The 20,269-nt window shown below is 58.9% G+C and carries 20 protein-coding genes and 1 pseudogene; 8 read left to right on the top strand and 13 right to left on the bottom strand.

Going from position 1 to position 20,269, the window contains the following annotated elements:
- Position 1: 1 nt before the first annotated feature.
- Complete coding sequence (nudC, locus tag Q1W70_RS24985; protein WP_302098249.1) at positions 2 to 832, top strand: NAD(+) diphosphatase; 831 nt, start codon at positions 2 to 4, stop codon at positions 830 to 832.
- Here nudC and Q1W70_RS24980 read toward each other — a convergent pair.
- The 9 genes from Q1W70_RS24980 to Q1W70_RS24940 all read right to left on the bottom strand — a co-directional run bounded on the left by Q1W70_RS24980 (position 800) and on the right by Q1W70_RS24940 (position 7,313).
- Entirely contained in the window at positions 800 to 1,579 is a 780-nt protein-coding gene (locus Q1W70_RS24980; RefSeq protein ID WP_166591730.1) for a TSUP family transporter, read from the bottom strand. The two genes, nudC and Q1W70_RS24980, sit on opposite strands and share 33 nt — an antisense overlap.
- Positions 1,580 to 1,675: 96 nt before the next feature.
- Positions 1,676 to 2,614, bottom strand: coding sequence for a helix-turn-helix transcriptional regulator (locus tag Q1W70_RS24975; RefSeq protein ID WP_166591731.1), 939 nt, complete (start codon positions 2,612 to 2,614; stop codon positions 1,676 to 1,678).
- Positions 2,615 to 2,715: 101 nt separating this feature from the next.
- Complete coding sequence (locus Q1W70_RS24970) at positions 2,716 to 3,216, bottom strand: outer membrane beta-barrel protein (protein WP_166591732.1); 501 nt, start codon at positions 3,214 to 3,216, stop codon at positions 2,716 to 2,718.
- Positions 3,217 to 3,324: 108 nt separating this feature from the next.
- Positions 3,325 to 3,792, bottom strand: a complete 468-nt coding sequence (locus Q1W70_RS24965) for an EAL domain-containing protein (RefSeq protein ID WP_166591733.1) — start codon at positions 3,790 to 3,792, stop codon at positions 3,325 to 3,327.
- A 239-nt stretch (positions 3,793 to 4,031) separates the two neighbouring features.
- Positions 4,032 to 4,514: a hypothetical protein gene (locus tag Q1W70_RS24960; protein WP_232534610.1), complete on the bottom strand. Its 483-nt coding sequence runs from the start codon at positions 4,512 to 4,514 to the stop codon at positions 4,032 to 4,034.
- Positions 4,511 to 5,326: a transcriptional regulator gene (locus Q1W70_RS24955; protein ID WP_182344524.1), complete on the bottom strand. Its 816-nt coding sequence runs from the start codon at positions 5,324 to 5,326 to the stop codon at positions 4,511 to 4,513. Before Q1W70_RS24955 ends, Q1W70_RS24960 begins: the two co-directional genes overlap by 4 nt.
- Positions 5,327 to 5,416: 90 nt before the next feature.
- Positions 5,417 to 6,034 carry a DUF3313 domain-containing protein gene (locus tag Q1W70_RS24950; RefSeq protein ID WP_182344526.1) on the bottom strand — a complete coding sequence of 206 codons (618 nt, stop codon included), beginning with the start codon at positions 6,032 to 6,034 and terminating at the stop codon, positions 5,417 to 5,419.
- Positions 6,035 to 6,214: 180 nt separating this feature from the next.
- Positions 6,215 to 6,694, bottom strand: a complete 480-nt coding sequence (locus tag Q1W70_RS24945; protein ID WP_166591737.1) for a nuclear transport factor 2 family protein — start codon at positions 6,692 to 6,694, stop codon at positions 6,215 to 6,217.
- 40 nt (positions 6,695 to 6,734) lie between these two features.
- Positions 6,735 to 7,313 (bottom strand): TetR/AcrR family transcriptional regulator, encoded by a 579-nt coding sequence (locus Q1W70_RS24940; RefSeq protein WP_166591741.1) that lies wholly within the window; start codon positions 7,311 to 7,313, stop codon positions 6,735 to 6,737.
- 115 nt (positions 7,314 to 7,428) lie between these two features.
- Here Q1W70_RS24940 and pssA point away from each other — a divergent pair, with 115 nt between their 5' ends.
- Positions 7,429 to 8,772, top strand: coding sequence for a CDP-diacylglycerol--serine O-phosphatidyltransferase (gene pssA / locus Q1W70_RS24935; protein ID WP_166591738.1), 1,344 nt, complete (start codon positions 7,429 to 7,431; stop codon positions 8,770 to 8,772).
- A gap of 3 nt (positions 8,773 to 8,775) precedes the next feature.
- Here pssA and Q1W70_RS24930 read toward each other — a convergent pair whose 3' ends face one another.
- The 3 genes and pseudogenes from Q1W70_RS24930 to Q1W70_RS24920 form a co-directional block, all read right to left on the bottom strand.
- On the bottom strand, positions 8,776 to 9,978 hold the full coding sequence (locus Q1W70_RS24930) for an MFS transporter (protein WP_166591739.1): 1,203 nt from the start codon (positions 9,976 to 9,978) through the stop codon (positions 8,776 to 8,778).
- A gap of 258 nt (positions 9,979 to 10,236) precedes the next feature.
- Entirely contained in the window at positions 10,237 to 11,826 is a 1,590-nt protein-coding gene (locus Q1W70_RS24925; protein WP_095168355.1) for an ABC-F family ATPase, read from the bottom strand.
- A gap of 20 nt (positions 11,827 to 11,846) precedes the next feature.
- Positions 11,847 to 12,667 (bottom strand): annotated as a pseudogene (locus tag Q1W70_RS24920) (tyrosine-type recombinase/integrase); the annotation flags it as partial.
- A gap of 146 nt (positions 12,668 to 12,813) precedes the next feature.
- Here Q1W70_RS24920 and Q1W70_RS24915 point away from each other — a divergent pair.
- The 5 genes from Q1W70_RS24915 (at position 12,814) to Q1W70_RS24895 (ending at position 17,766) form a co-directional block, all read left to right on the top strand.
- Positions 12,814 to 13,785 (top strand): ornithine cyclodeaminase family protein, encoded by a 972-nt coding sequence (locus Q1W70_RS24915; RefSeq protein WP_166593025.1) that lies wholly within the window; start codon positions 12,814 to 12,816, stop codon positions 13,783 to 13,785.
- A gap of 20 nt (positions 13,786 to 13,805) precedes the next feature.
- Positions 13,806 to 14,771 carry a threo-3-hydroxy-L-aspartate ammonia-lyase gene (locus Q1W70_RS24910; RefSeq protein WP_166593024.1) on the top strand — a complete coding sequence of 322 codons (966 nt, stop codon included), beginning with the start codon at positions 13,806 to 13,808 and terminating at the stop codon, positions 14,769 to 14,771.
- A gap of 132 nt (positions 14,772 to 14,903) precedes the next feature.
- Positions 14,904 to 16,181 (top strand): dicarboxylate/amino acid:cation symporter, encoded by a 1,278-nt coding sequence (locus tag Q1W70_RS24905; RefSeq protein WP_302098247.1) that lies wholly within the window; start codon positions 14,904 to 14,906, stop codon positions 16,179 to 16,181.
- Between the two features lie 453 nt (positions 16,182 to 16,634).
- Positions 16,635 to 17,024, top strand: coding sequence for a RidA family protein (locus Q1W70_RS24900; RefSeq protein ID WP_182344535.1), 390 nt, complete (start codon positions 16,635 to 16,637; stop codon positions 17,022 to 17,024).
- Entirely contained in the window at positions 16,969 to 17,766 is a 798-nt protein-coding gene (locus Q1W70_RS24895) for an RraA family protein (protein WP_232534611.1), read from the top strand. Before Q1W70_RS24900 ends, Q1W70_RS24895 begins: the two co-directional genes overlap by 56 nt.
- Before the next feature lie 22 nt (positions 17,767 to 17,788).
- Here the strand turns inward: Q1W70_RS24895 and Q1W70_RS24890 are convergent, their stop codons facing one another.
- Positions 17,789 to 18,415: a helix-turn-helix transcriptional regulator gene (locus tag Q1W70_RS24890; RefSeq protein WP_166593021.1), complete on the bottom strand. Its 627-nt coding sequence runs from the start codon at positions 18,413 to 18,415 to the stop codon at positions 17,789 to 17,791.
- A gap of 401 nt (positions 18,416 to 18,816) precedes the next feature.
- Between Q1W70_RS24890 and Q1W70_RS24885 the strand changes: the two genes are divergently transcribed.
- Positions 18,817 to 20,070, top strand: a complete 1,254-nt coding sequence (locus Q1W70_RS24885; protein WP_166593020.1) for a ferredoxin reductase family protein — start codon at positions 18,817 to 18,819, stop codon at positions 20,068 to 20,070.
- The last annotated feature ends 199 nt before the right edge of the window (positions 20,071 to 20,269 follow it).

The following is a 20,269-nucleotide window of genomic DNA, read 5'->3' as shown; positions in this document are numbered from 1 at the left end:
CATGACTTCACGCTGGACCACGGCAGTACTCGACACCGACGTAACCGGCGGCTGGGCGGTAGCCCGCAGCCCCGAAGGTTTTTTGTTCGATGACAACGGCGCGCTGTTCCCCCGGGAATGGCTCAAGCGCCAGGACCTGCCGCTTCTGGCCGAGCATGGCATCGGTCATCTCGACGGTGAGCCGGTGTACCTTCTGGAGTTGCAGGCGGCGGGCGAGGTGCCGGGGTGTGGCTGGAAAGGTTTGCGTGGGTTCATGCTTGAGGGCGATCACACGTTGTACAAGGTGCTCGGTTACGCCGCGCAGATCGGCACCTGGGCCCGCGAGCACCGTTTTTGTGGCAACTGCGGCCAGGCCATGGTCCAGGTGCCACGTGAGCGGGCGATGTATTGCCAGCCGTGTGACCTGCGCAGTTACCCGCGAATTTCACCGAGCATGATTGTGCTGATCACCCGTGGCGACGAGATTCTCCTGGCGCGTTCGCCGCGGTTTGTCAGTGGGGTCTACAGCACCCTGGCCGGTTTTGCCGAGCCCGGGGAGTCGGCCGAGGACTGCCTGATTCGTGAGGTGCGCGAGGAGGTGCAGATCGAGGTCAGGAACATCCAGTACCTGGGCAGCCAGTGCTGGCCGTTCCCCCATTCAATGATGCTCGGCTTCCATGCCGAGTACGCCGCGGGCGAGATCGTCCCGCAAGCCGATGAGATTGAAGACGCCCAGTGGTTCAACATTCACGCGCTGCCGCCGTTGCCGGCGTCGCGCTCGATTGCCCGTTACCTGATCGACGTCTACGTTGCGCGGCGCTTAGGCCACGCTGAACCAGTGCTGCCAGGCTAGGCGCACGGTCAGGCCCAGCACCACCGTGATGAACACCGGGCGAATGAACTTCGCCCCGCCGCTGATGGCGGTGCGTGCGCCAAAAAACGCTCCGACCATCACCGACACGCCCATGCTCAGGCCGATGATCCAGTCCACCTGCCCGGAAAAAATGAACACCGACAGCGCGGCCGCGTTGCTGACGAAGTTCATGCTGCGCGCCACGCCGCTGGCCTTGACCAGGTCGATGGGGTACAGCAGCAGGCTGCTGACGGTCCAGAACGCACCCGTGCCGGGACCGGCCACGCCGTCGTAGAAACCGAGGCTGAAGCCTTGGGTCGACTGCCACTTCTTCTTGATTGGCGCGTCGCTGTCCACCGGCGCTTTGGGTGTACCGCCAAACAGCAGGTACAGGCCACAGGCGAACACAATCACCGGGAGCATTTTGTTCAACCATTCGGCCGGCAGGTAGTGCGCCACGACCGCGCCGGTCAGCGCCCCCACCAGGGTGCCGACAATTGCATGCACCCACTGCCTTGGATGGAACAGTTTGCGCCGGTAGAAGGTGACGCTGGCGATGGCCGAGCCGAAGGTCGCGCTGAGCTTGTTGGTGCCCAGCACCAGGTGCGGAGGCAGGCCGGCGGTGAGCAGGGCCGGGGTGGTCAGCAGACCGCCGCCACCGGCGATGGCATCGATGAAACCGGCAATAAATGCAACAACGGCCAGAATGGCCAGGGTGGTGAGGTCTACGCTGAGTTCGAAAGGCATGGGGTCGACTTATTCGGTGGGGCAGTAGGGTAGGGCCGGCGCCATCTTACCCATAACCTGTGGCGGCGGCGACCGCTGCACCGCCCGCCGCCCGGTTCAGGCGCTGTTGCGGCGCAGCGTCTGGGACGGCGACTCACCGTAGGTACGCTGATAATCCTGGGAGAAACGCCCCAGATGGAAGAAGTTCCAGTGCATGGCCGTTTCGGTCACGGTCGGCCAGCGCTGGGTCAGCAGGTCGTGCCGAGCGTTGGACAGGCGCAGGGTGCGCAGGTAGGCCATGGGCGTGGTGCCGAAGGTCTCGACGAAACCCTGGTGCAAGGTGCGGCCGTGGGTCCCGAGGGTTTGCGTGAGCTGCTCCATGCACAGCGCGGTGTGCGCATGGGCGTGCAGGTATTCGATGGCCTGGCTGGCGATGTGTCTGCGCAATGGCGCTTCGCGCGCCGAGTCCTGGCGTGGGCTCAGGGCCTGCAGCAATGAGCTGAGCAAGGTCGCTTCCCATTGCGAGCCGGACACGACGTCAGGTGGATGGCGCTGGTTCAACGAGACGCTGATGGCGTTGACCGCGTTCAGCACCGAATAGTGATCGTGGGCCTGATAGCGCTGGCCCTGGCGCTGCTTGAGCACGTCGGTGGTGCCGTACAGTTCGCGGCACTGCTCGTAGTGTTCCAGGGTGGTGGTGACGGTGAACAGGGCTTCGTTGGGCTCGCACAGGTAATGCACCGGTTCGCCGCTGTACAGCACCACCATTTCATTGGGGTACAGCCGCTGGTGGTTCCAGGTCGGGCGGCCCGTGGACGACTGGGACAGGGCGAAGGTGATGTGCCCCTCGGGTACGCAACTGACGGCGCTGATGGAACACTTGAAATCGAATCGGCTATGGCGCAGGCGAGGGCCGCGCATGTGCTTGAGGCGATGGATGCACGCGTGTTTCTCGACGGAAGAAAAATCGATGTGCCATTGGTCATTGCCAGTGGACAGTTCGTCCAGGGCGACGGATTCGAGGGTCAGTAACGCGGGGGTTGGAAGGGCGGACATGCTGTACAGGAAGGGCACCTGAAAAGACTCGGGTTGAGTGGGCCTGGCGGCGTCTGAGTGGCCAGGGCGGGCGAGCATTGCGCGCGCCCGACCGGCGAAACTCAGAAGAGTATATAGGCCGACGCCGTGGTCTGGTTCAGATCTAGGTTACCGACCTGTAACACTTCATACTCGGCGCGGATGCCAATGTTGCGCAGCACGTCCATCTCGACTCCGGCGCCGTAGGTCAGGTCGACCCCGGTGTCATCGTCGGCAGCGTTGCCATCGGCGTCCCAGGCGTGGGCGCCGACACTGCCGAACAGGCGAATGCGCTCACCGATAGGGAAGCCGACGTGGGCGGCGACCTGGGCCGAGTGACCTTCGAAGTCGAGGTTGTCGTCCTTGAACTTGCCGAGGTCGACGATGGCGCCCTCGAATGCCAGGTAACCATTGGCGCGGTAACCGCCGTAGACCTTGTAGCTGTTGTCTTCATCGCTCAAGGCGCTGTCGTCGGTTTCGATGCTGGTCACACCGGCGCCCAGGTAAAAGCCCTTGTCATCGGCGAACGCTGGCAGCGCCAGCAATGACAGCAGGGAAACGAAGGCGAATTTTCGAAATGGCATGTGCAGGGTAGTCCTTGTACGGGTTTGTCAGGTGTGAAGTGTTGGCCGGGAAATTGCCCGGCCCCAATGATTGATAAAAGTCATTAATGCTTATTGCCGTCGCCGCCCTCAGCGGCCCAGGGTCTGTGCTTCGTTGGCAATCGCGAAGTACTTGCGCGCCAGTGCGGCAATGGGCAGCGCGGCAGACTGATTGCCCGGGGAACTGGCGCTGGCATCGAGCCTGATCGCCGAGGCGGGGATGTCGTACCGCTCCAATACGGCGGCAACATAGTCCGCGAAATCAGGGTCGAGGATGTCCTGAGGGGACAGGGGAAGGCGGATGGAGAAGTCTTTGCAGGCCCACAGGTAAACGCTGTAGTCCTCGGCGACCTGGCGTACCACAGCACCTGTCATTTGCTGCACGACCTGGGACGGGACACTGATACCGCCCCGGCTCCAGCGTGGCAGGGCGGTGGCGCCGACCAAGCGGCCTGTGCGCCGGTCAGCGATGGGCTGGTATTTGACTTCCAGCCTTCCTTGAGTTGCACAGCTCGACAAGTCCTGTTGTCTCGCCCACGCCAGATAATGCGCCATCATGGTTTGACCCTGGAGTATTCAGATCGGTTGTTTCAACTCGGGGGGCTGTTCACATGTCCACGAGCCAGGCCAGGGTGATTCCGCACAGATAGACGAAGGTGCACAGCAGTATCTTTTGTTTGAGTGGCAAGTGATTCAAGCGACGGCTGAGCATGCGGGTCTCCTTGGGATAGGGAAATGGAGCAGGGTGGGAGCGCCAGGCGCGCAATGGAAATCATTGATTGTCATTTGCCGGGAGGTCAGTGGTTCATGCAGCGCAGGCGGTCCATTTCGTGGAGGAAGAAGCACAGGGTGTTTTCACTGGGTGTCGCCAACAGGCTGTAGTTGAGCGTGGAACCTTCCTGGACGACGTACTGGCGACGAAAAAACAGCTCCGGGGTTTTTTCGATGGCGAACAGCTCGCGGTCCTGGCTCAGTTTGGCGCGCACCACTTGCACCTGGAGGGCATCGTTGCCCGATTGGGTGATGTCGGCAGTCAGGGTGGCATGACGGAACTTGCCGTTGAGGCTTTCGATGGTCGAGTGGGTCATTCGATTTGCGTTCACCGTGAGGTATTCCTCGGTGTTCAATTGACTCTGGTCATCCAGCCACTGCTGACTCAGGGTGTGAAAGTTGCTGTTGTTCTTGAACGGCACCGGCGAATAGAGCCAGGCCCCGATACAGCCCAGGTTGATCAGGCTCAACAGCAGCCACTGCACGGCGGTTTTTCTCTGCAGGCTCACAGGGTCACCTCCAGGCATTGCGCAAGGAGGCTGGCGAGTGGTTTTTGCTGGGGGTTGAACAGCATATTGCGGGTGCTTTGATCGGCACGAATGCAGGAGATCGAGTAGTTGGAGCGGGACTGGTTGATCCAGACCTGGCCGATCAGATGCTTCGGCAGGTCTTGCAGTTGTTGCTCGAGCGCCGTGTAGAGCGCCCGGGCGGAATCGCGGCTGCTGCCCAGGGTGTTGATGGTCAACTGGTCACGCTGGGTGCTCGCCACTTCGATGCTCGGCGCCTTGGCCGAGAACGTGTAGTGGGCCAGGGTTGCCAGGCACGTGAGCAGGGTCACGGCATAGGCAATCGATAGCCATGCTATGGGCTGTTTCGGTTCGACAGGGGCAGGAACAGGGGCAGGGGCGTCGGCAGTCGGGACAGGTGCCCTGGGGATTTCCAGCTCGACGGGTGCAGGTGTCGGTTGAATCTGCGGGGTGGTCCCGGCACTGACATACGCCGGGTTGAAGCGATAGCCACGCCGCGGGATGGTCATCAGGATCTCATGATCGCGGCTGTCGTTGAGCAGGTTGCGCAGGGAGAACACTACCTGGTTCAAGCTGCCTGAGGCGACCACGCGGTCATTCCAGGTGTGTTCGATAATCTGCTCCCGGGATTTGATGACCCCGGGTTCGGCGAGCAGTAAATCCAGCAGGCGCGATTCGGCCCGCCCCAGGGTGTTGTGCTGAACTTCGCCCAGGGGCGTGGTGATCGATAACCTGGAGTCCTCAGGATTGAACAGGGCCTTGGAGCCGTTTTTCAAGGTGAAAGAATGGCTCATGGTTCGTCCTCTTGAGTACAGGTGTTCGCGACGTTCTGCTGGTCGGCCACAGTCTGGCCAACCAGGGTGGGGTGGCTACAAGGTGTCGGGTCAGTCGGTTGACGCTTGCTTGGCGAAGGCCAGGTCAGCGCGCTCGCGCAATTGTTTGGCCCAGGCATCGAGGGCGGGGTAGGCGTCCTCGACCTTGGTGGCGTCCGCTGGCGAGATTTGCTTGCCCGTGGTGGCGCTGACGGATTGCGCCAGCAACTCGCCGGTCTGGGCATCGCGCATTTCGCTTTCAAAGAAGATGCGCAGGCTTTCATCCCGGGTGCCGGTCAGGTACATGGCACCGCCGATGACAAAGCCGATCGGCAGGTACTCGGGAATCGACAGGTCACGCGGGGTGCGTTCGGTGCCGGTGATGGCGGTGCGCAGCATCAGCGCATGGGGTTCCGGGCGACGGGTGACTTCGTAGCCGGCCGTCAGGAACTGATGCTGCAGCGCCTGGTTCAGGTACTTGAGCATTGCGCTGGTATCGGCCGGGCTGCGCGAGAGGTCCTTGCCGGTGAAGTAAAAGCGCGGCGGCTCCAGGTAGACCCGTTTCTGGTAGGTCTGGTTTATTTCAAGACCGGGCTTGACCCACATTTCGCTCTTGGGCCATTGCGGGTCTTTGCTCAACCTTGCGTAGTCGTTGAGGAATCCGGAATGACGTGTGTCGGCGTCGGGCATAGTCGTACAACCGGTTACGGCGAGGAGCAGGACCACTGGAAGCAGGCGAAAGAGGCGTATCACTGGATTACCCATGGGCGGTGGCGAATGAGCCGCGCATGGTGCAGGGCGCCTGGGGGAGGCGCTATCCGAAAACTGCGAGGCCCGATAGCGCTCCCCTGGGCGACTCTAGCTCAAGGTCTACAGGCCCAGTTCAGACAGCCCGGGATGGTCGTCCGGTCGCCGACCCAGTGGCCAATGGAACAGGCGCTGGTGCTCCTGGATCGGCAGGTCGTTGATACAGGCATACCGCTTGGCCATCAGGCCCTGTTCATCGAACTCCCAGTTTTCATTGCCGTAGGAGCGGTACCAGTTGCCCGAGTCGTCGTGCCATTCGTAGGCATAGCGTACAGCGATGCGGTTATCGCTGAACGCCCAGAGCTCCTTGATCAACCGGTAATCCAGTTCCCGGGCCCATTTGCGGGCCAGGAAAAACCTGGCCTGTTCGCGGTCGTTGATGAACTCGGCGCGGTTGCGCCACTGGGTGTCCAGGGTATAGGCCAGCGACACCCGCTCTGGGTCGCGGGAGTTCCAGCCGTCTTCGGCCAGGCGAACCTTGTGCATGGCCGACTCGCGGTTGAAGGGGGGCAGGGGCGGACGAACTTCGGCAGCAGAGGACATAAAGCGGCTCCGGGGCAGGTTGGGGTGGAACAGCAACTGGCTAGGGCGTGAGGCATTCCAGCTGCAATAACTTTCGCGCCATGTCTTGCGCACGATCAGCGGCACTCTGATCACCCGTCACCAGGGCCACGGTGATGGCGCCATCGATCAGGATCAGCAACTGTCTGGCCAGCGCCTGCGGGTCCTGCACGGCATGGTCCAGACACAGGGTGTGCAGGTAGTCGAGCAGCTTGTCTTTATGTGCCTTGGCGACCTGGCGTACCGGGTCCCGGGGGTCGCCGGTCTCGCCACTGGTGTTGATGAACGCGCAGCCGCGAAAGCCTTCGCTGGCGAACCAGGTCTTGAGCACGTCGAATACATTGAGCAGGCGCTCGCCAGCAGTTGGGGCCTGGTCCACCTGGGTGGTGAACCAGTGCATCCAGCGCTGATCGCGACGCTGCAGGGCGGCAACGATCAACGCGTCCTTGTTGGCGAAGTAGCGATAAATGCTTTTGCGCGAGACACCGGCGGTTTTCACCAGCAAGTCCATGCCCGTGGCGGCAATGCCACTTCGGTAGATCAACTTTTCGGTGACGTCGAGGATGATATCGCGGGTGTCGATGCTATTGATTGGGTTCATGAAACAGAGAGTAGAACGATCATTCTCCTTGGTCAATGCTGGATTGGAAATGTCTATTTTTTCGGACATGGTGTAAGCTCGTGGGTTCTTCGGATTCGACCCATTTGCGAGCCCTATGCCGTCGCTTTTCAAACGTTCCCTGCTGCCCAAACTGCGCAGTTTCCCGCTGACCGCCGATGCGGTCACCATCCTTGATGGCGCTGCCGAGTTTCGTCGTTGCCTGCTGGAGCAGATCGCCCAGGCAACCCGGCGCATCTACATCGTCGCGCTGTACCTGCAACACGATGAAGCCGGCCAGGAAATCCTCGATGCCTTGCACGCCGCCAAAGCCGCGCGTCCGGAGCTCGACGTGGTGGTTGTGGTGGACTGGCTGCGGGCCCAGCGCGGCCTGATCGGTGCCGGTAAACAGCCGGGCAACTCGGCCTGGTATCAGCAGATGACCCGCGACCACGCCAGCGAAGTGCCGGTGTATGGCGTTCCGGTCCAGACCCGCGAGCTGTTCGGCGTGTTGCACCTCAAGGGTTTCGTGATCGACGACTGCGTGATCTACAGCGGCGCCAGCCTGAACAACGTCTACCTGCACAAGTTCGACAAGTACCGCTTCGATCGTTATCACCTGCTGCGCAACCGCGCGCTGGCCGACTCCATGCAACACCTGGTGCAACACGGGCTGATCACCTCCAAGGCGGTACACCGCCTCGACTTGCCGAACCTGCCGAGCACCCGCAGCCTGCGCCACGACATTGGCGACCTGCGCAGCCGCCTCAAGCATGCAGCCTACGACACCACCGCCGGTGACGTGATCAAGGGTGGCCTGTCGGTGAGCCCGCTGCTGGGGGTGGGCAAGAACAACCCGCTGAACCGGGTGATTTGCGAACTGATTGCCAGTGCCCAGCAGCAACTGACCATCTGCACGCCGTACTTCAACCTACCCTTGCCGGTCACCCGCGAGATCAACCGGGCCTTGGCCCGTGGGGTGAAGGTCGATATCGTGGTCGGCGACAAGACCGCCAACGACTTTTATATCCCGCCGAGCGAGCCATTCCGGGTCATCGCCGCGCTGCCGTACCTCTACGAGATCAGCCTGCGGCGCTTCGCCAAGCGGCACCAGCGGGTGATCGACAGCGGGCTGTTGAACCTGCATCTGTGGCGTGACGGTGACAACACCTATCACCTCAAGGGCATGTGGGTCGACGAGCGCTACACCTTGTTGACCGGCAACAACCTCAACCCGCGGGCATTTCGCCTGGACCTGGAAAACGCCTTGTTGATCGATGATCCCAAGGCCGAGTTGCAGGCGCCTCGTCGTCGCGAGCTGGCGGAGATTTTCCGTAATACCAGCCGCATCGAGCGTTATCAGCAATTGGAGACGTTGCTGGAGTACCCGCCTGACGTCAGCAAGTTTCTGCGTCGGGTCAGCCGGGTACGGATCGAGCGTCTGCTTTATCGCATCCTCTGAGGCTCAGCGTGGCTTGCGCGAGGGCCACACCGCCACCAGCACCAGCAGGGCCGCTGCGCACAGGTAGGGCAGGCGTGGTTCCAGGGCATAGATCAGGGTGGCGGCCAAGGGTCCGATGACCACGCCAAACCCCTGGGCGGCACCGATGCTGCCGGCCGTGGCGCCTTGCTCGGAAGCCTCCACGGCATTGGCGGCCAGGGCGGCGAAGGACGGGAAAATCCAGCCCATGCCCGCTGCAGAGACAAAAAAGCACAGCCACAGGCCCCAGGCGGTGTGGGCGAACATGCTGCCGGCATAGCCGCACGCCGCAATCAGCGCGCCGATGCGGATCAGGCGCTGCGGCGACCAATCCAGTTTGCGCACGATCAACTGAGAGCAAATCAGCGCCAGGCCGACCATGGTCAGGGCGATGCCGGCGGTTTGCGCCGCTTCGGATGGGCCCATACCCAATCGGTCGATGGCGTAGAAGCCGACGGTGATCTGTGCGATCGACACACACAGCATAGCCACGAAGGCCACGGCCATTGGCCGGCGCAGGCGCGGATCGTTGAGGCGCACGCTGCGCGGGGCTTGCTTGAGGTGCAGTTCCTGGCCCTTGAGCTTGAATCGCAGCACCAGGAATGCCAGCAACGGCAACAGCGCCATGGCGTAGAACGGCAGGCTCAGGCTATAGCGCGACAGCAGGGCGGCGATCGCCGGGCCGATTACCAGGCCACAGGCGTTGGCAGCGCCCAGCGAGGCCATGGCGGGGGCGCGGTACCGGGGTTCGAGGTTGTCGGCGATCAAGGCGTTGCAGCCCACCGGAATCGCCGCGTAGAACACGCCAATGATCCCGCGCCCGAGCATGATCCCGATAAACCCCGCCAGGGCCGAAGGCAGCCATTGCAGGGAGAGGTCGATGAACACGCAGAGCACCCAGTAGGCGAGGGTGAAGCCGCCGACGCCGAGCAACAGGATATGCCGGCGGCCACGCCGGTCGCTGAACTCGCCCCAGGGCCGGGCAAGGAGCATCCACAGTACGCCGGACACGGTTACCGCCGCCCCTGCTTGCCAGGTGGCCATGCCCAGCACCCGGGAAATCGGGCCGATCAGCGACACAAAAGCCATCATGGCCATGGTGCAGGCCATGTTGACGACCAGCAGCGGGCGCATGTCAAAGGTACTGTGCGTCAGTGCGGCATCGGCACTGGCGGTGGGCGTGGTCATGGGCAACATCATCCGTGAAAGTCGAGGGCGTGGGGGATGGTAGCCAAAAGCGCACGATCCACAAAGGTCAGAATGTTAACCACCCCCTGTAGGAGCGAGCTTGCTCGCGAAGACGGCGAAAGCAATGCGCAATATCAGCCGGTGCCCGTCAGCGTTGACGACGTTCGCGTGCAAGCCTGCGCCTGCCACAATAAAAAAGCCCCGTCACCAGGACGGGGCTTTGACTTGCAGCGTGTCGCTTGAAACTAACAGCTGACCTTAGAACACCACGCCTTGGCTGCGCAGGTAGTCGTCGTAGGTGCCGCTGAAGTCGGTCACGCCGCTTGGGCTCAGCTCGATGATGCGAGTGGCCAGGGACGATACGAACTCACGGTCGTGGCTGACGAAGATCAGCGTGCCCGGGTAGTTCTCCAGCGCCAGGTTCAGTGCTTCGATGGATTCCATGTCCAAGTGGTTGGTCGGTTCGTCCATTACCAGCACGTTAGGCTTTTGCAGGATCAGCTTGCCGAACAGCATGCGACCTTGCTCACCACCGGAGATGACCTTGACCGACTTGAGGATCTCATCGTTGGAGAACAGCATGCGGCCCAGGGTGCCGCGTACCAGTTGCTCGCCACCGGTGGTCCAGCGACCCATCCAGTCGAACAGGTTGGATTCGTCTTCGAAGTCGGACGCGTGGTCCTGGGCGTAGTAGCCGATTTCCGCGGCGTCGGTCCATTTCACGCTACCGGCATCCGGGCTCAACTCGTTGACCAGGGTGCGCAGCAGGGTGGTTTTGCCGATGCCGTTAGGGCCGATGATCGCCACGCGCTCGCCGGCTTCAACCTGGAAGCTGAAGTCCTTGAACAACGGCTTGCCGTCGAAACCCTTGGCCATACGCTCGACGATGACCGCCTGGCGGTGCAGCTTTTTGGTCTGCTCGAAACGGATGAACGGGCTGACCCGGCTCGAAGGCTTGACCTCGGCCAGCTGGATCTTGTCGATCGCCTTGGCACGGGAGGTGGCCTGCTTGGCTTTCGAGGCGTTGGCCGAGAAGCGGCTGACGAACGATTGCAGTTCCGAGATCTGTGCTTTCTTCTTGGCGTTGTCCGAGAGCAACTGCTCGCGGGACTGGGTCGCCACGGTCATGTACTCGTCATAGTTGCCCGGGAACAGGCGCAGCTCGCCGTAGTCCAGGTCAGCCATGTGGGTGCAGACGCTGTTCAGGAAGTGACGGTCGTGAGAGATGATGATCATCAGGCTCGAACGCTGGGTCAGGATGTTTTCCAGCCAGCGAATGGTGTTGATGTCCAGGTGGTTGGTAGGCTCGTCGAGCAGCAGCACTTCCGGGTCGGAGAACAGGGCCTGGGCCAGCAGCACGCGCAGTTTCCAGCCTGGGGAGACTTCGCTCATCGGGCCGAAGTGTTGTTCGATGCCAATACCCAGGCCCAGCAGCAGTTCACCGGCGCGGGATTCGGCGGTGTAGCCGTCCATCTCGGCGAACTCGGTTTCCAGCTCGGCAACGGCCATGCCGTCTTCTTCGGTCATTTCCGGCAGCGAGTAGATGCGATCGCGCTCGGCCTTGACCTTCCACAGCTCTTCGTGACCCATGATCACGGTGTCGATCACGCTGAATTCTTCGTAGGCGAACTGGTCCTGGCGCAATTTACCCAGGCGCACGTTCGGCTCAAGCATCACTTGGCCGCCGGACGGGTCGAGGTCGCCGCCGAGGATTTTCATGAAGGTCGACTTGCCGCAACCGTTGGCGCCGATCAGGCCGTAGCGGTTACCTGCACCAAATTTGACCGAGACGTTCTCGAACAACGGCTTGGCGCCGAACTGCATCGTGATATTTGCTGTGGAGATCAATTACTTTACCTTTCAATAGCTTAGGTTGCGCATTTTACAGCCGGGAGCAATTTCTGACCCATCTGGAGTATGTTTCGCTGCACTCCAGCCTGAGCGTGAGTTGATCCATCGCGCATAAGTAGGCAGCAACATCGGCAGGTGTTGGCCGAGTTGCTGGGAAATGAATGCGGGGTTCATGCCAGACATAACGCATATTGTCGCATAGACGTGACGACAGTTGTATGGCGGTCTGTATCGTCACCCCAGTGTTTTCGGGGTGGTTTTGCACTGTTTATGCAGACTCAGGCGTCTGTCTTGCGTACGCGCTGTTCTTTGAAGGCGGGAAAATCAAAGGCATTCCAAGGAATTTTCCTCCCCCTTTTTTCCGACGTTCTGCTTATTTTTTGACGAACGCCAGAGCGTGCAATGCTCGCTCGTTGGGCAGAACGAAGCGATCACCGCCAGTTTTTGTGCGCTCCACCACTTCCCCTAAGGCAATTCCGCGGCAGACGTGGGCAGTCCTTTTCTCTATGCTCACCGCATCCCACCGCAATGCCAGGGCCTCAGAAAGACGCATGCCCGTAAAAAACACGAACTCGAAAAATGCTGCGTAAATAGTGCTTGGCCAGTGGTCGTGCTGGTACATCTTCTCGATGATGGTGTTGGCTTCCTCCAGAGTGAAGGGGTCAATTTCTTTCCTGCTTCGCTTCGGAAGCTCAAGTGGTGCTGCCGGGTTCTTCGCTAGAAGCTCCTCTGATAACGCGGACTTGAGAGCCGTCGAAAGCTTGACCAAGGCATTGCGCTTCACTGCCGGCGATGACCATTTGGTACCCGCCATCGTGCGGCGCAGAAGCGTGGTGGTTGCCTGTGCCACAAGACATCTTTCCAGCCTGTTCTAATTTTTAGCTGAGTGGGCACCCCTTCATGACAGACGGCTGCGCCTCGCCTTTACAAAATGTCCAGAACTGGATATTGTGTCTGAATTAGCTATTGTGCCAGGCGCGTAAAATGTCCAAGATCGAAATGCTAAAACTGCTGGATAGGGACAGTGTCAATGCCCTAGTGCTACCCGAGCAGATCCTCTTCGCCGTTCGCGAAGCCTTCTACCTGCATAGCGCAGGAGATGGCCAAAACTTCCCCGTTGTTCGCGAAGCGCTGAGTACGGGTGGCATCTTTGGAATCAAATCCGGTGGTATCGCCAACCAAGGCGTGCTCGGATTCAAAGCAGCCGGTTTCTGGCCGACTAACCGTGCCCTGCAAGGTGAGCCTCATCAAGCGACCATCCTGCTGATTGATCCTACGACCGGACGGCCACTGTGTGTCATTGATGGCAACGTCATTACGACACTCCGTACAGGTGCGGCCGGGGCCTTGGGTCTGGAGATGTTTGCTCGTCGAGGCAGTTCGCGACTCTGCGTTTTCGGCACCGGCGTACAGGCCGGCATTCAAGTGGACTACGCGCTTCGCGTGATGTCCGGCATCAAGCATGTCACCTATCTGACGGCAGATGGCGTACCGAGTGCCCAATTTGAATCGCAGTTTTCAGACCGTGTTTCCATGCGCCACAGCGCATCGGCAAACGATGCCGTATCCAAAAGTGATGTAGTTATCACAGCGACGCCCGGGGGGCAGGTGCTGTTTGACCTGGACGCCGTCCAACCCGGTACGCACTTCAACTGCGTGGGTGCAGACACCAAGGGCAAAAGGGAAGTGCCGGGAGGGCTTCTGCCCAAGGCCAGAATCTTTGTCGACGATAGAGCTCAAGCTTGTCAGTTCGGCGAAACGCAATGGGCGCCGGCGTCACCAGTAACCGAAATCGGTGACCTGCTGACAGGGCAAGTCGAATTCATACGTAGTGCCAATGACATCACCCTCTTCGACATGACGGGGTTGGCGCTGCAAGACCTGACAGTTGCTCAGCTTCTGTTCAAGCAAGCCAATATCGAAGGTATTGGCCACGATATTTCTTGGCCGTGGTAAATCTTTGAGGACATTTTTCTATGCACATCACTCTGCCAACTTATCAAGACGTAGTCGACGCGGCTACGCGACTTGAGGGAGCAGCCAACGCCACGCCTGTTCTGACGTCTCGTACGATCGATGAGGAAGTCGGGGCAAAGGTATTTTTCAAATGCGAAAACTACCAACGTACCGGTTCCTTCAAATTCCGCGGGGCATACAACGCGCTCGCTAAATTCAGCGAAGAGCAACGTCGAGGCGGTGTTGTAGCGTTCTCTTCGGGGAACCACGCACAAGGAATCGCCTTGGCGGCCAAACTGTTGAAGATCCCGGCCACCATTGTCATGCCAACTGACGCTCCCGCAGCCAAGGTCGCTGCTACCAAAGGCTATGGTGCCGAGGTTGTGTTCTACGACCGTTATACCGAAGACCGCGAGGCTATCGGTCGGGCGCTGGCCGCCAAGCATGGCATGACGCTGATCCCGTCCTATGATCATCCAGACGTGCTGTCCGGCCAGGGTACTGCCGCCAAGGAGCTGTTTGAAAGCGTCGGTCAATTGGACGCCTTGTTTGTAGGCCTGGGTGGCGGCGGCATGCTGTCGGGAACCACCTTGGCGACACGCGCATTGGCACCAGCGTGCGCTGTGATCGGCGTTGAGCCTGAAGCAGGTAACGACGGGCAACAATCTTTCAATTCAGGTGAGATTGTTCACATCGACACTCCTGACACCATCGCAGATGGCGCTCAAACTCAGCATCTTGGCAACTATACCTTTCCAATTATTTTGAAGGGTGTGAGCCGGGTTGTAACTGTTACTGACGAAGAGCTGATTTCTGCAATGAAGTTCTTTGTTCAGCGCATGAAGATTGTGGTCGAGCCTACCGGATGCCTGGGTCTTGCCGCAGTAAGAAAGTTAAAGGATGAACTCCAGGGCAAACGAGTCGGCGTCATTATTACAGGCGGTAATATTGATATCGACAAGCTTGGAAAGTTTCTCCAGTCCTAAGGGTAGTTAGCTTTATCTGGTGAAAATCAGGCGCTCAACAGCGCCTGACGGCACCGTCTTGCCGGAATTTAACGAACATATATAGCCCAGACAACATGGCCATAAATAAGGCCACTATAAAAAGAGGTGCACATGAAAAGCCGCCTTCTCGTTAAAGCGATAGTTATCGCGATGATTTTCGGCGTAGTCCTAGGAGGCACGCTCCACAGTCAGCTGGATGCTGCGGCCGCAAAAGAAATTTCCGGATACCTGAACTTGGTCACTGACGTGTTTTTACGTCTGATCAAAATGGTTATCGCACCGTTGGTGCTTGCTACCCTGGTGACCGGGGTAGCCAGCATGTCAGGGAACGGTTCGATGGGCCGTATCGGCTTTAAAGCCATCACCTGGTTCCTGGTTGCCTCTCTGGTATCCCTGTCCATCGGTTTGCTCTTCGCCAACATTTTCCAGCCAGGTGTCGGTCTGAACCTGACCGTGAACGGTGAAGCCGTGAGTACGGGCTTGAACACTTCTGGCTTTAGCCTGCCGATCTTCCTCACCCATGTATTTCCTCGAAGCATTATTGAGGCAATGGGTACAAACGAAGTGCTGCAGATCGTAGTGTTCTCGCTGTTCTTCGGTTCTGCATTAGCGTTCGTCAAGGGCAGAGGCAAAGGCAAGTCCATCATCGTGGACATGCTCGAAGAATTGGCCAATGTCATGTTCAGGGTTACCGATTACGTCATGTATGTGGCGCCACTGGCTGTATTCGCAGCCATCGCCGCCACCATCACCGTGCATGGTCTGGAAATGGTCGTGACCTTTGGCAAGATGGTTGGGCAGTTTTACCTAGGTTTGGCAATTCTGTGGTCGTTAATTACGCTTGCCGGCTACATGGCCCTCGGCCCACGCATCAAAGACCTGTTCAAGCATATGCGTGAGCCAATTCTGATCGCCTTCTCTACGGCGAGCAGTGAAGCTGCGTACCCGAAAACCATTGCCGCCATGGACAAATTTGGCGCCAACAAACGTGTCAGCAGCTTCGTCCTGCCGTTGGGTTATTCATTCAACCTGGATGGCTCGATGATGTACCAAGCCTTCATCGTGATGTTCATCGCGCAGGCGTACAACATTGAAATGACAGTCTCCCACCAGATCATGGTGTTGCTGACGCTACTGGTTATCAGCAAAGGTACCGCAGGTGTAGCGCGGGGCGCTCTGGTCGTCCTGGCTGCGGGTCTGCCGATGATGGGCCTTCCGGAAGCAGGCCTGCTTCTCATCCTCGCCGTTGACCCCATCCTGGACATGGGGCGCACCGCTACCAACGTATTTGGCTGCGGTGTCGCAACAGCCGTCATCGGCCGACACGGTAATGAGGATGAGGAAGTTGAAACTGCAATTGATGCTGAGAAAAGTCCTCAAGTCGTTTAATCAAAACATAATAATAAGAGAAGCGAAGAATGACGATCAAACCCCTGGGCTTCAATAGCCGCTATAACTTCAGTCGCACACTGTTGGCGAGGTTTATGCTCTCGATCTTGGCAGGCTTAACCATTGGCGTTCCGTTTGCGCTCGCCCACGAAAAAAACCATGAGTTCGAATAATCAACAAGTGGGATTGCCAAGTTTCCTGTTACTTGCAACGGGTGGAGCTATCGCAGGCTCCGCCAGCAATCGTGACATCGGTGACACCCAAAGCGGCTTTGTGGCATCGATGGATCTAAACACACAGTAGTCTCGGATTCTCCCAAACTTCTATTCGCGAGCGGCGTCAACGACGCCTGGCAAGGTTCAGGCAGCCTCCACAAACGCTCATTGATACATCCAAGAGCTGACGCCGTAGGCATCGCTTGCTGCGCCGGCTCCACCCTAGACAAGGTTACTTATGAAAATTGTTAGCACCGCTGCGGCTTCCCAACCTGCCGGTCACTACTCGCAAGCGGTTATTCACCAAGGCTCGCTTTACATTTCGGGCCAGCTTCCCGTTAGTCCGGATGGCACTCACAACGTTGAGGCGTCGTTCACCGAACAGGCACAAGTTGCACTGAACAACCTGCTGGCCATCCTGCATGCCGCAGATTGCTCTCCCAGCGACCTGATCAAAGTCACTGTTTACGTCGCAGGCGTGAAGCACTGGCCGGCCTTTGACCGGATCTACTCCGAAATGTTGGGCAGCCACCGTCCAGCTCGCGCCGTGGTACCGGTACCAGAGCTGCACCATGGCTACCTGGTTGAGATTGAGGCAGTTGCACGCACTGAAACCAACGCTGCTTGAAGCGCTGAAGGTACGTCCATTTCTGGCATTTCAGAGGAGATCGATGATGCTCAATGTCGCGTCGAATGAAGCTTGGCCCACGGGCTTCCAAATCAATCCATCACCCGCCGTTATCCCTGAAGAGTGGCTGACTGCGTACAGCCAAGTCCCCAGCGCAATCATCAGTGATTGTTTGGGCCGCAACGTAGGCGGGCTGGGACTTCGCCCATTTCACGGACGCGGCCATATGTGCGGCACAGCGATTACCGTGCGAGTTCGCCCCGGCGATAACCTGATGACGCTTAAAGCCATTCAGATGGCACGTCCCGGGGACATCCTGGTGGTTGATGGCAGTGGGGACCAGACTAGAGCCATCATTGGGGGGATCATGCGGGCGATGGCTCTCAAAGCCGGGATCGTCGGGATCGTCATAAACGGTGTGCTTCGTGACCATGACGACTGGCTGGACGGCAAGATGCCGATTTTCGCCCTCGGCTGCGTCCACCGTGGCCCAAGTACGGACGGTGCGGGTGAGATCAATATCCCAGTGTCGTGCGCAGGGCTGGTCGTTAATCCGGGTGACCTGGTGATAGGCGATTCCGACGGCGTTGTTGCCATCGCTCAGGACCAGCTCGCAAGGGTTTATGAACGCTGCCGCCAACTGCTGGATCGGGAAGCGTCGATCCTCAAGGGAATTGAAGACGGCACGCTTGACCCTGATCGGTTCAATGCGATGCTCAGGGCCAAAGGCTGTCCTGTGTAGGCGAGCCCATACGAGGTGTTGATCACCTCGTATCGCTATACACCGTTGCGCGGGATACGCCGAGGTGTGAAGCCACCGTTTCCATGGCCTTTCTGATATCCAGGAGGCCACACTCCTTCAACTCCTGAAGTAATACTCGCCGATCGCCAGCCTTCAGCGCACGGGGAGACGTGGATAGCCGTGCAGCAAACTGATCAATGCGCGCGCGAATCGTTTCTGCACCGCTCGATTCGAGCGACTCATGCGGACGATCGCCACTGAAGGATCCGAACTGATCCAGCATGCCCTGCAGCCCCCTAAACAGGGTGAGATCAATGTTCATGCAGAGCGCGGCCACATACCGTCCAGTAGAGTCCTTGATTCCAATAGAAGTGCTTTTGGCCTGGCGCCCATCTTTGAATTGATTGGGATAATTGGCAATTATTTGGGGATAGGCGGGATCGGCAATCCGGGCAAGCCCCAGCTCGGTAGCCGATTGCCCGGTCTCCCTGCCAGAAAGATTATTGTGAATGGCCAATATTGCGTGCTCGGGATCTCGCAGATCGTGCAATACGACTTCGCAAAATGGGCTGAAGGTCTGGCTCAAGCCTTCTGCTATTTGCTCCAACTGACTGATCAGCGCCTGTTGCTCAGGGGTAGTTTTCTTCATCGTGAAGATGTCCAGCAAAAGTAAAGGTTTCAGTGAGAGGACGATAACAGGCTATGACCCGCTTTTCTCAGTGCCTTTCGTTTTGAATGATTCACTCAAGAAAGAAGCCAGAGCCTGTATGTTTCGGGACCTGTCTTTTCTGGTCGGTATCAGCAAAAGAATCGGGGCGGTCTCGAACTCCCATTCCGCCATCACGCGGATCAGGCTTCCTAACTAACTCCAGCGAACAAGCCCCAGCATTCTTGGTCGTCTAGTCTGAAGTCCCAGCTGGGCTGGAGCTTCCAAACACGGAACTACAATACCGTTATTGCGTACACCGTCGATCCGCCCGTGACCCAGGTCAGCACCGACCGCCTCGAAAACCGTTAGGTTATTGACGCTGATAACTGGAGTCTAACCGCATGAAAAGCTGGCATTGCGTCGTGAGTATACTGCTGATCACTACGCTTACCATTTTGCTCGAAATTCCTTCTGATACCTGGATGACCTCGGCCACCCTCAGCTTGGTGCTGGGTGCCTCGGCATTGGCCAACATGGCGGTGTCATGCCTGCTGGCCGCTCGTTGGCACCTCATCGAGCGACTGTTCGGCGGGCTGGATCGGGTGTATGAAACGCACAAATGGCTGGGAATCTGGGCGTTGGTCTTCGCCAGCTACCACCTGGTGTTCAAAGCCAACCTGGACGCCTGGAACAGTGCCGCGATTTTGGAGTTTTCCAAGTACTGGACTCGCATGGTGCGCCAACTTAGCTATGTAGCACTGGGGATGATCGTGCTGCTGGCCCTGAACCGAAACATTCCCTACAGCGTCTGGCGCTGGTGGCACAAGCTCTCTGGCCCCCTGTTCCTGATCGTCATTGCCCATTGGCTGAGCTTCAAGTCACCGATTACCCTGAACAGCCCCTCTGGCATCTGGTTGGCCGTACTCTGTGGCTTGGGGGTCATTGCGGCCCTGTACAAACTGGTGCTTTACCCCTTCATCGCCACTGCGGGCGAGTACAAGGTTGCTGCAGTGTCCATCGGCAAAGGCTCCCTACACCTGGAGCTGGCACCGGTCCATCGCGGCTTTCCGTTCAAGGCCGGGCAATTCGCGTTCCTGGCAATGAAGGAAAAGGGTCTGCGTGAACCGCACCCGTTTACGATCGCCAGCGCCCATAAAGACAACGGTCACATCCACTTCGTGATCCGCGCCTTGGGCGACTATACCCACGCGCTGCGCAAACAGGTCAAGGTCGGCATGCTAGCCGATATCTACGCCCCTTACGGGCACTTCAAGCGCCTGCCCGATGCCCAGCGGGAGATCTGGATTGGTGGCGGGGTGGGCATTTCGCCATTCGTTTCCTGGTTGCAGGACAAAGCTGCCAAGCGCTTCGACAATGTCACGCTGGTTTACTGCTTCAACCCCTCGCGCGCGTTCCCCAGTGTCGAGCATATGAAGACGATGGCTGAAGAGCGCAGCGCCGAGTTCGTCGGCCATGACAGCAGTGCCGACAAACTGGCCGAGACCTTGCGCAAGGTTTCCCGCGAAACCGATCCAGAGCAAATTCAGATCAGCTTCTGCGGCCCCAAAGGGCTGCTGGCTCAGGTCAAGGAACTGATGCGCGAACAGCGAATTCCAGAACGCAATCTGCGTTATGAGTTCTTCGAGTTCCGCTAGTTAAAAAGGCTGAATGCGGCCCTAGCGCGTCTGTCCGGAACCCAATCCATCATCGGTCAGATAAGGGCTGCGACACGGGTCAGTTGAGTCCTGAACAGGGTAGTGCTCATACGTTGTCAGTCCGGCGTCATGAGCACTGCTAGCGTCAACTTGATGAACTCTTCGTTGCGGTCGATTGTCCAGAGCGCCGCGAACGTTG

Origin of the sequence: Pseudomonas kielensis (assembly GCF_030505375.1) — a bacterium.
GTDB lineage: Bacteria > Pseudomonadota > Gammaproteobacteria > Pseudomonadales > Pseudomonadaceae > Aquipseudomonas > Aquipseudomonas kielensis.
Note: the sequence above shows the minus strand (reverse complement) of the source record. Positions and strands in the feature narration are given on the sequence as shown.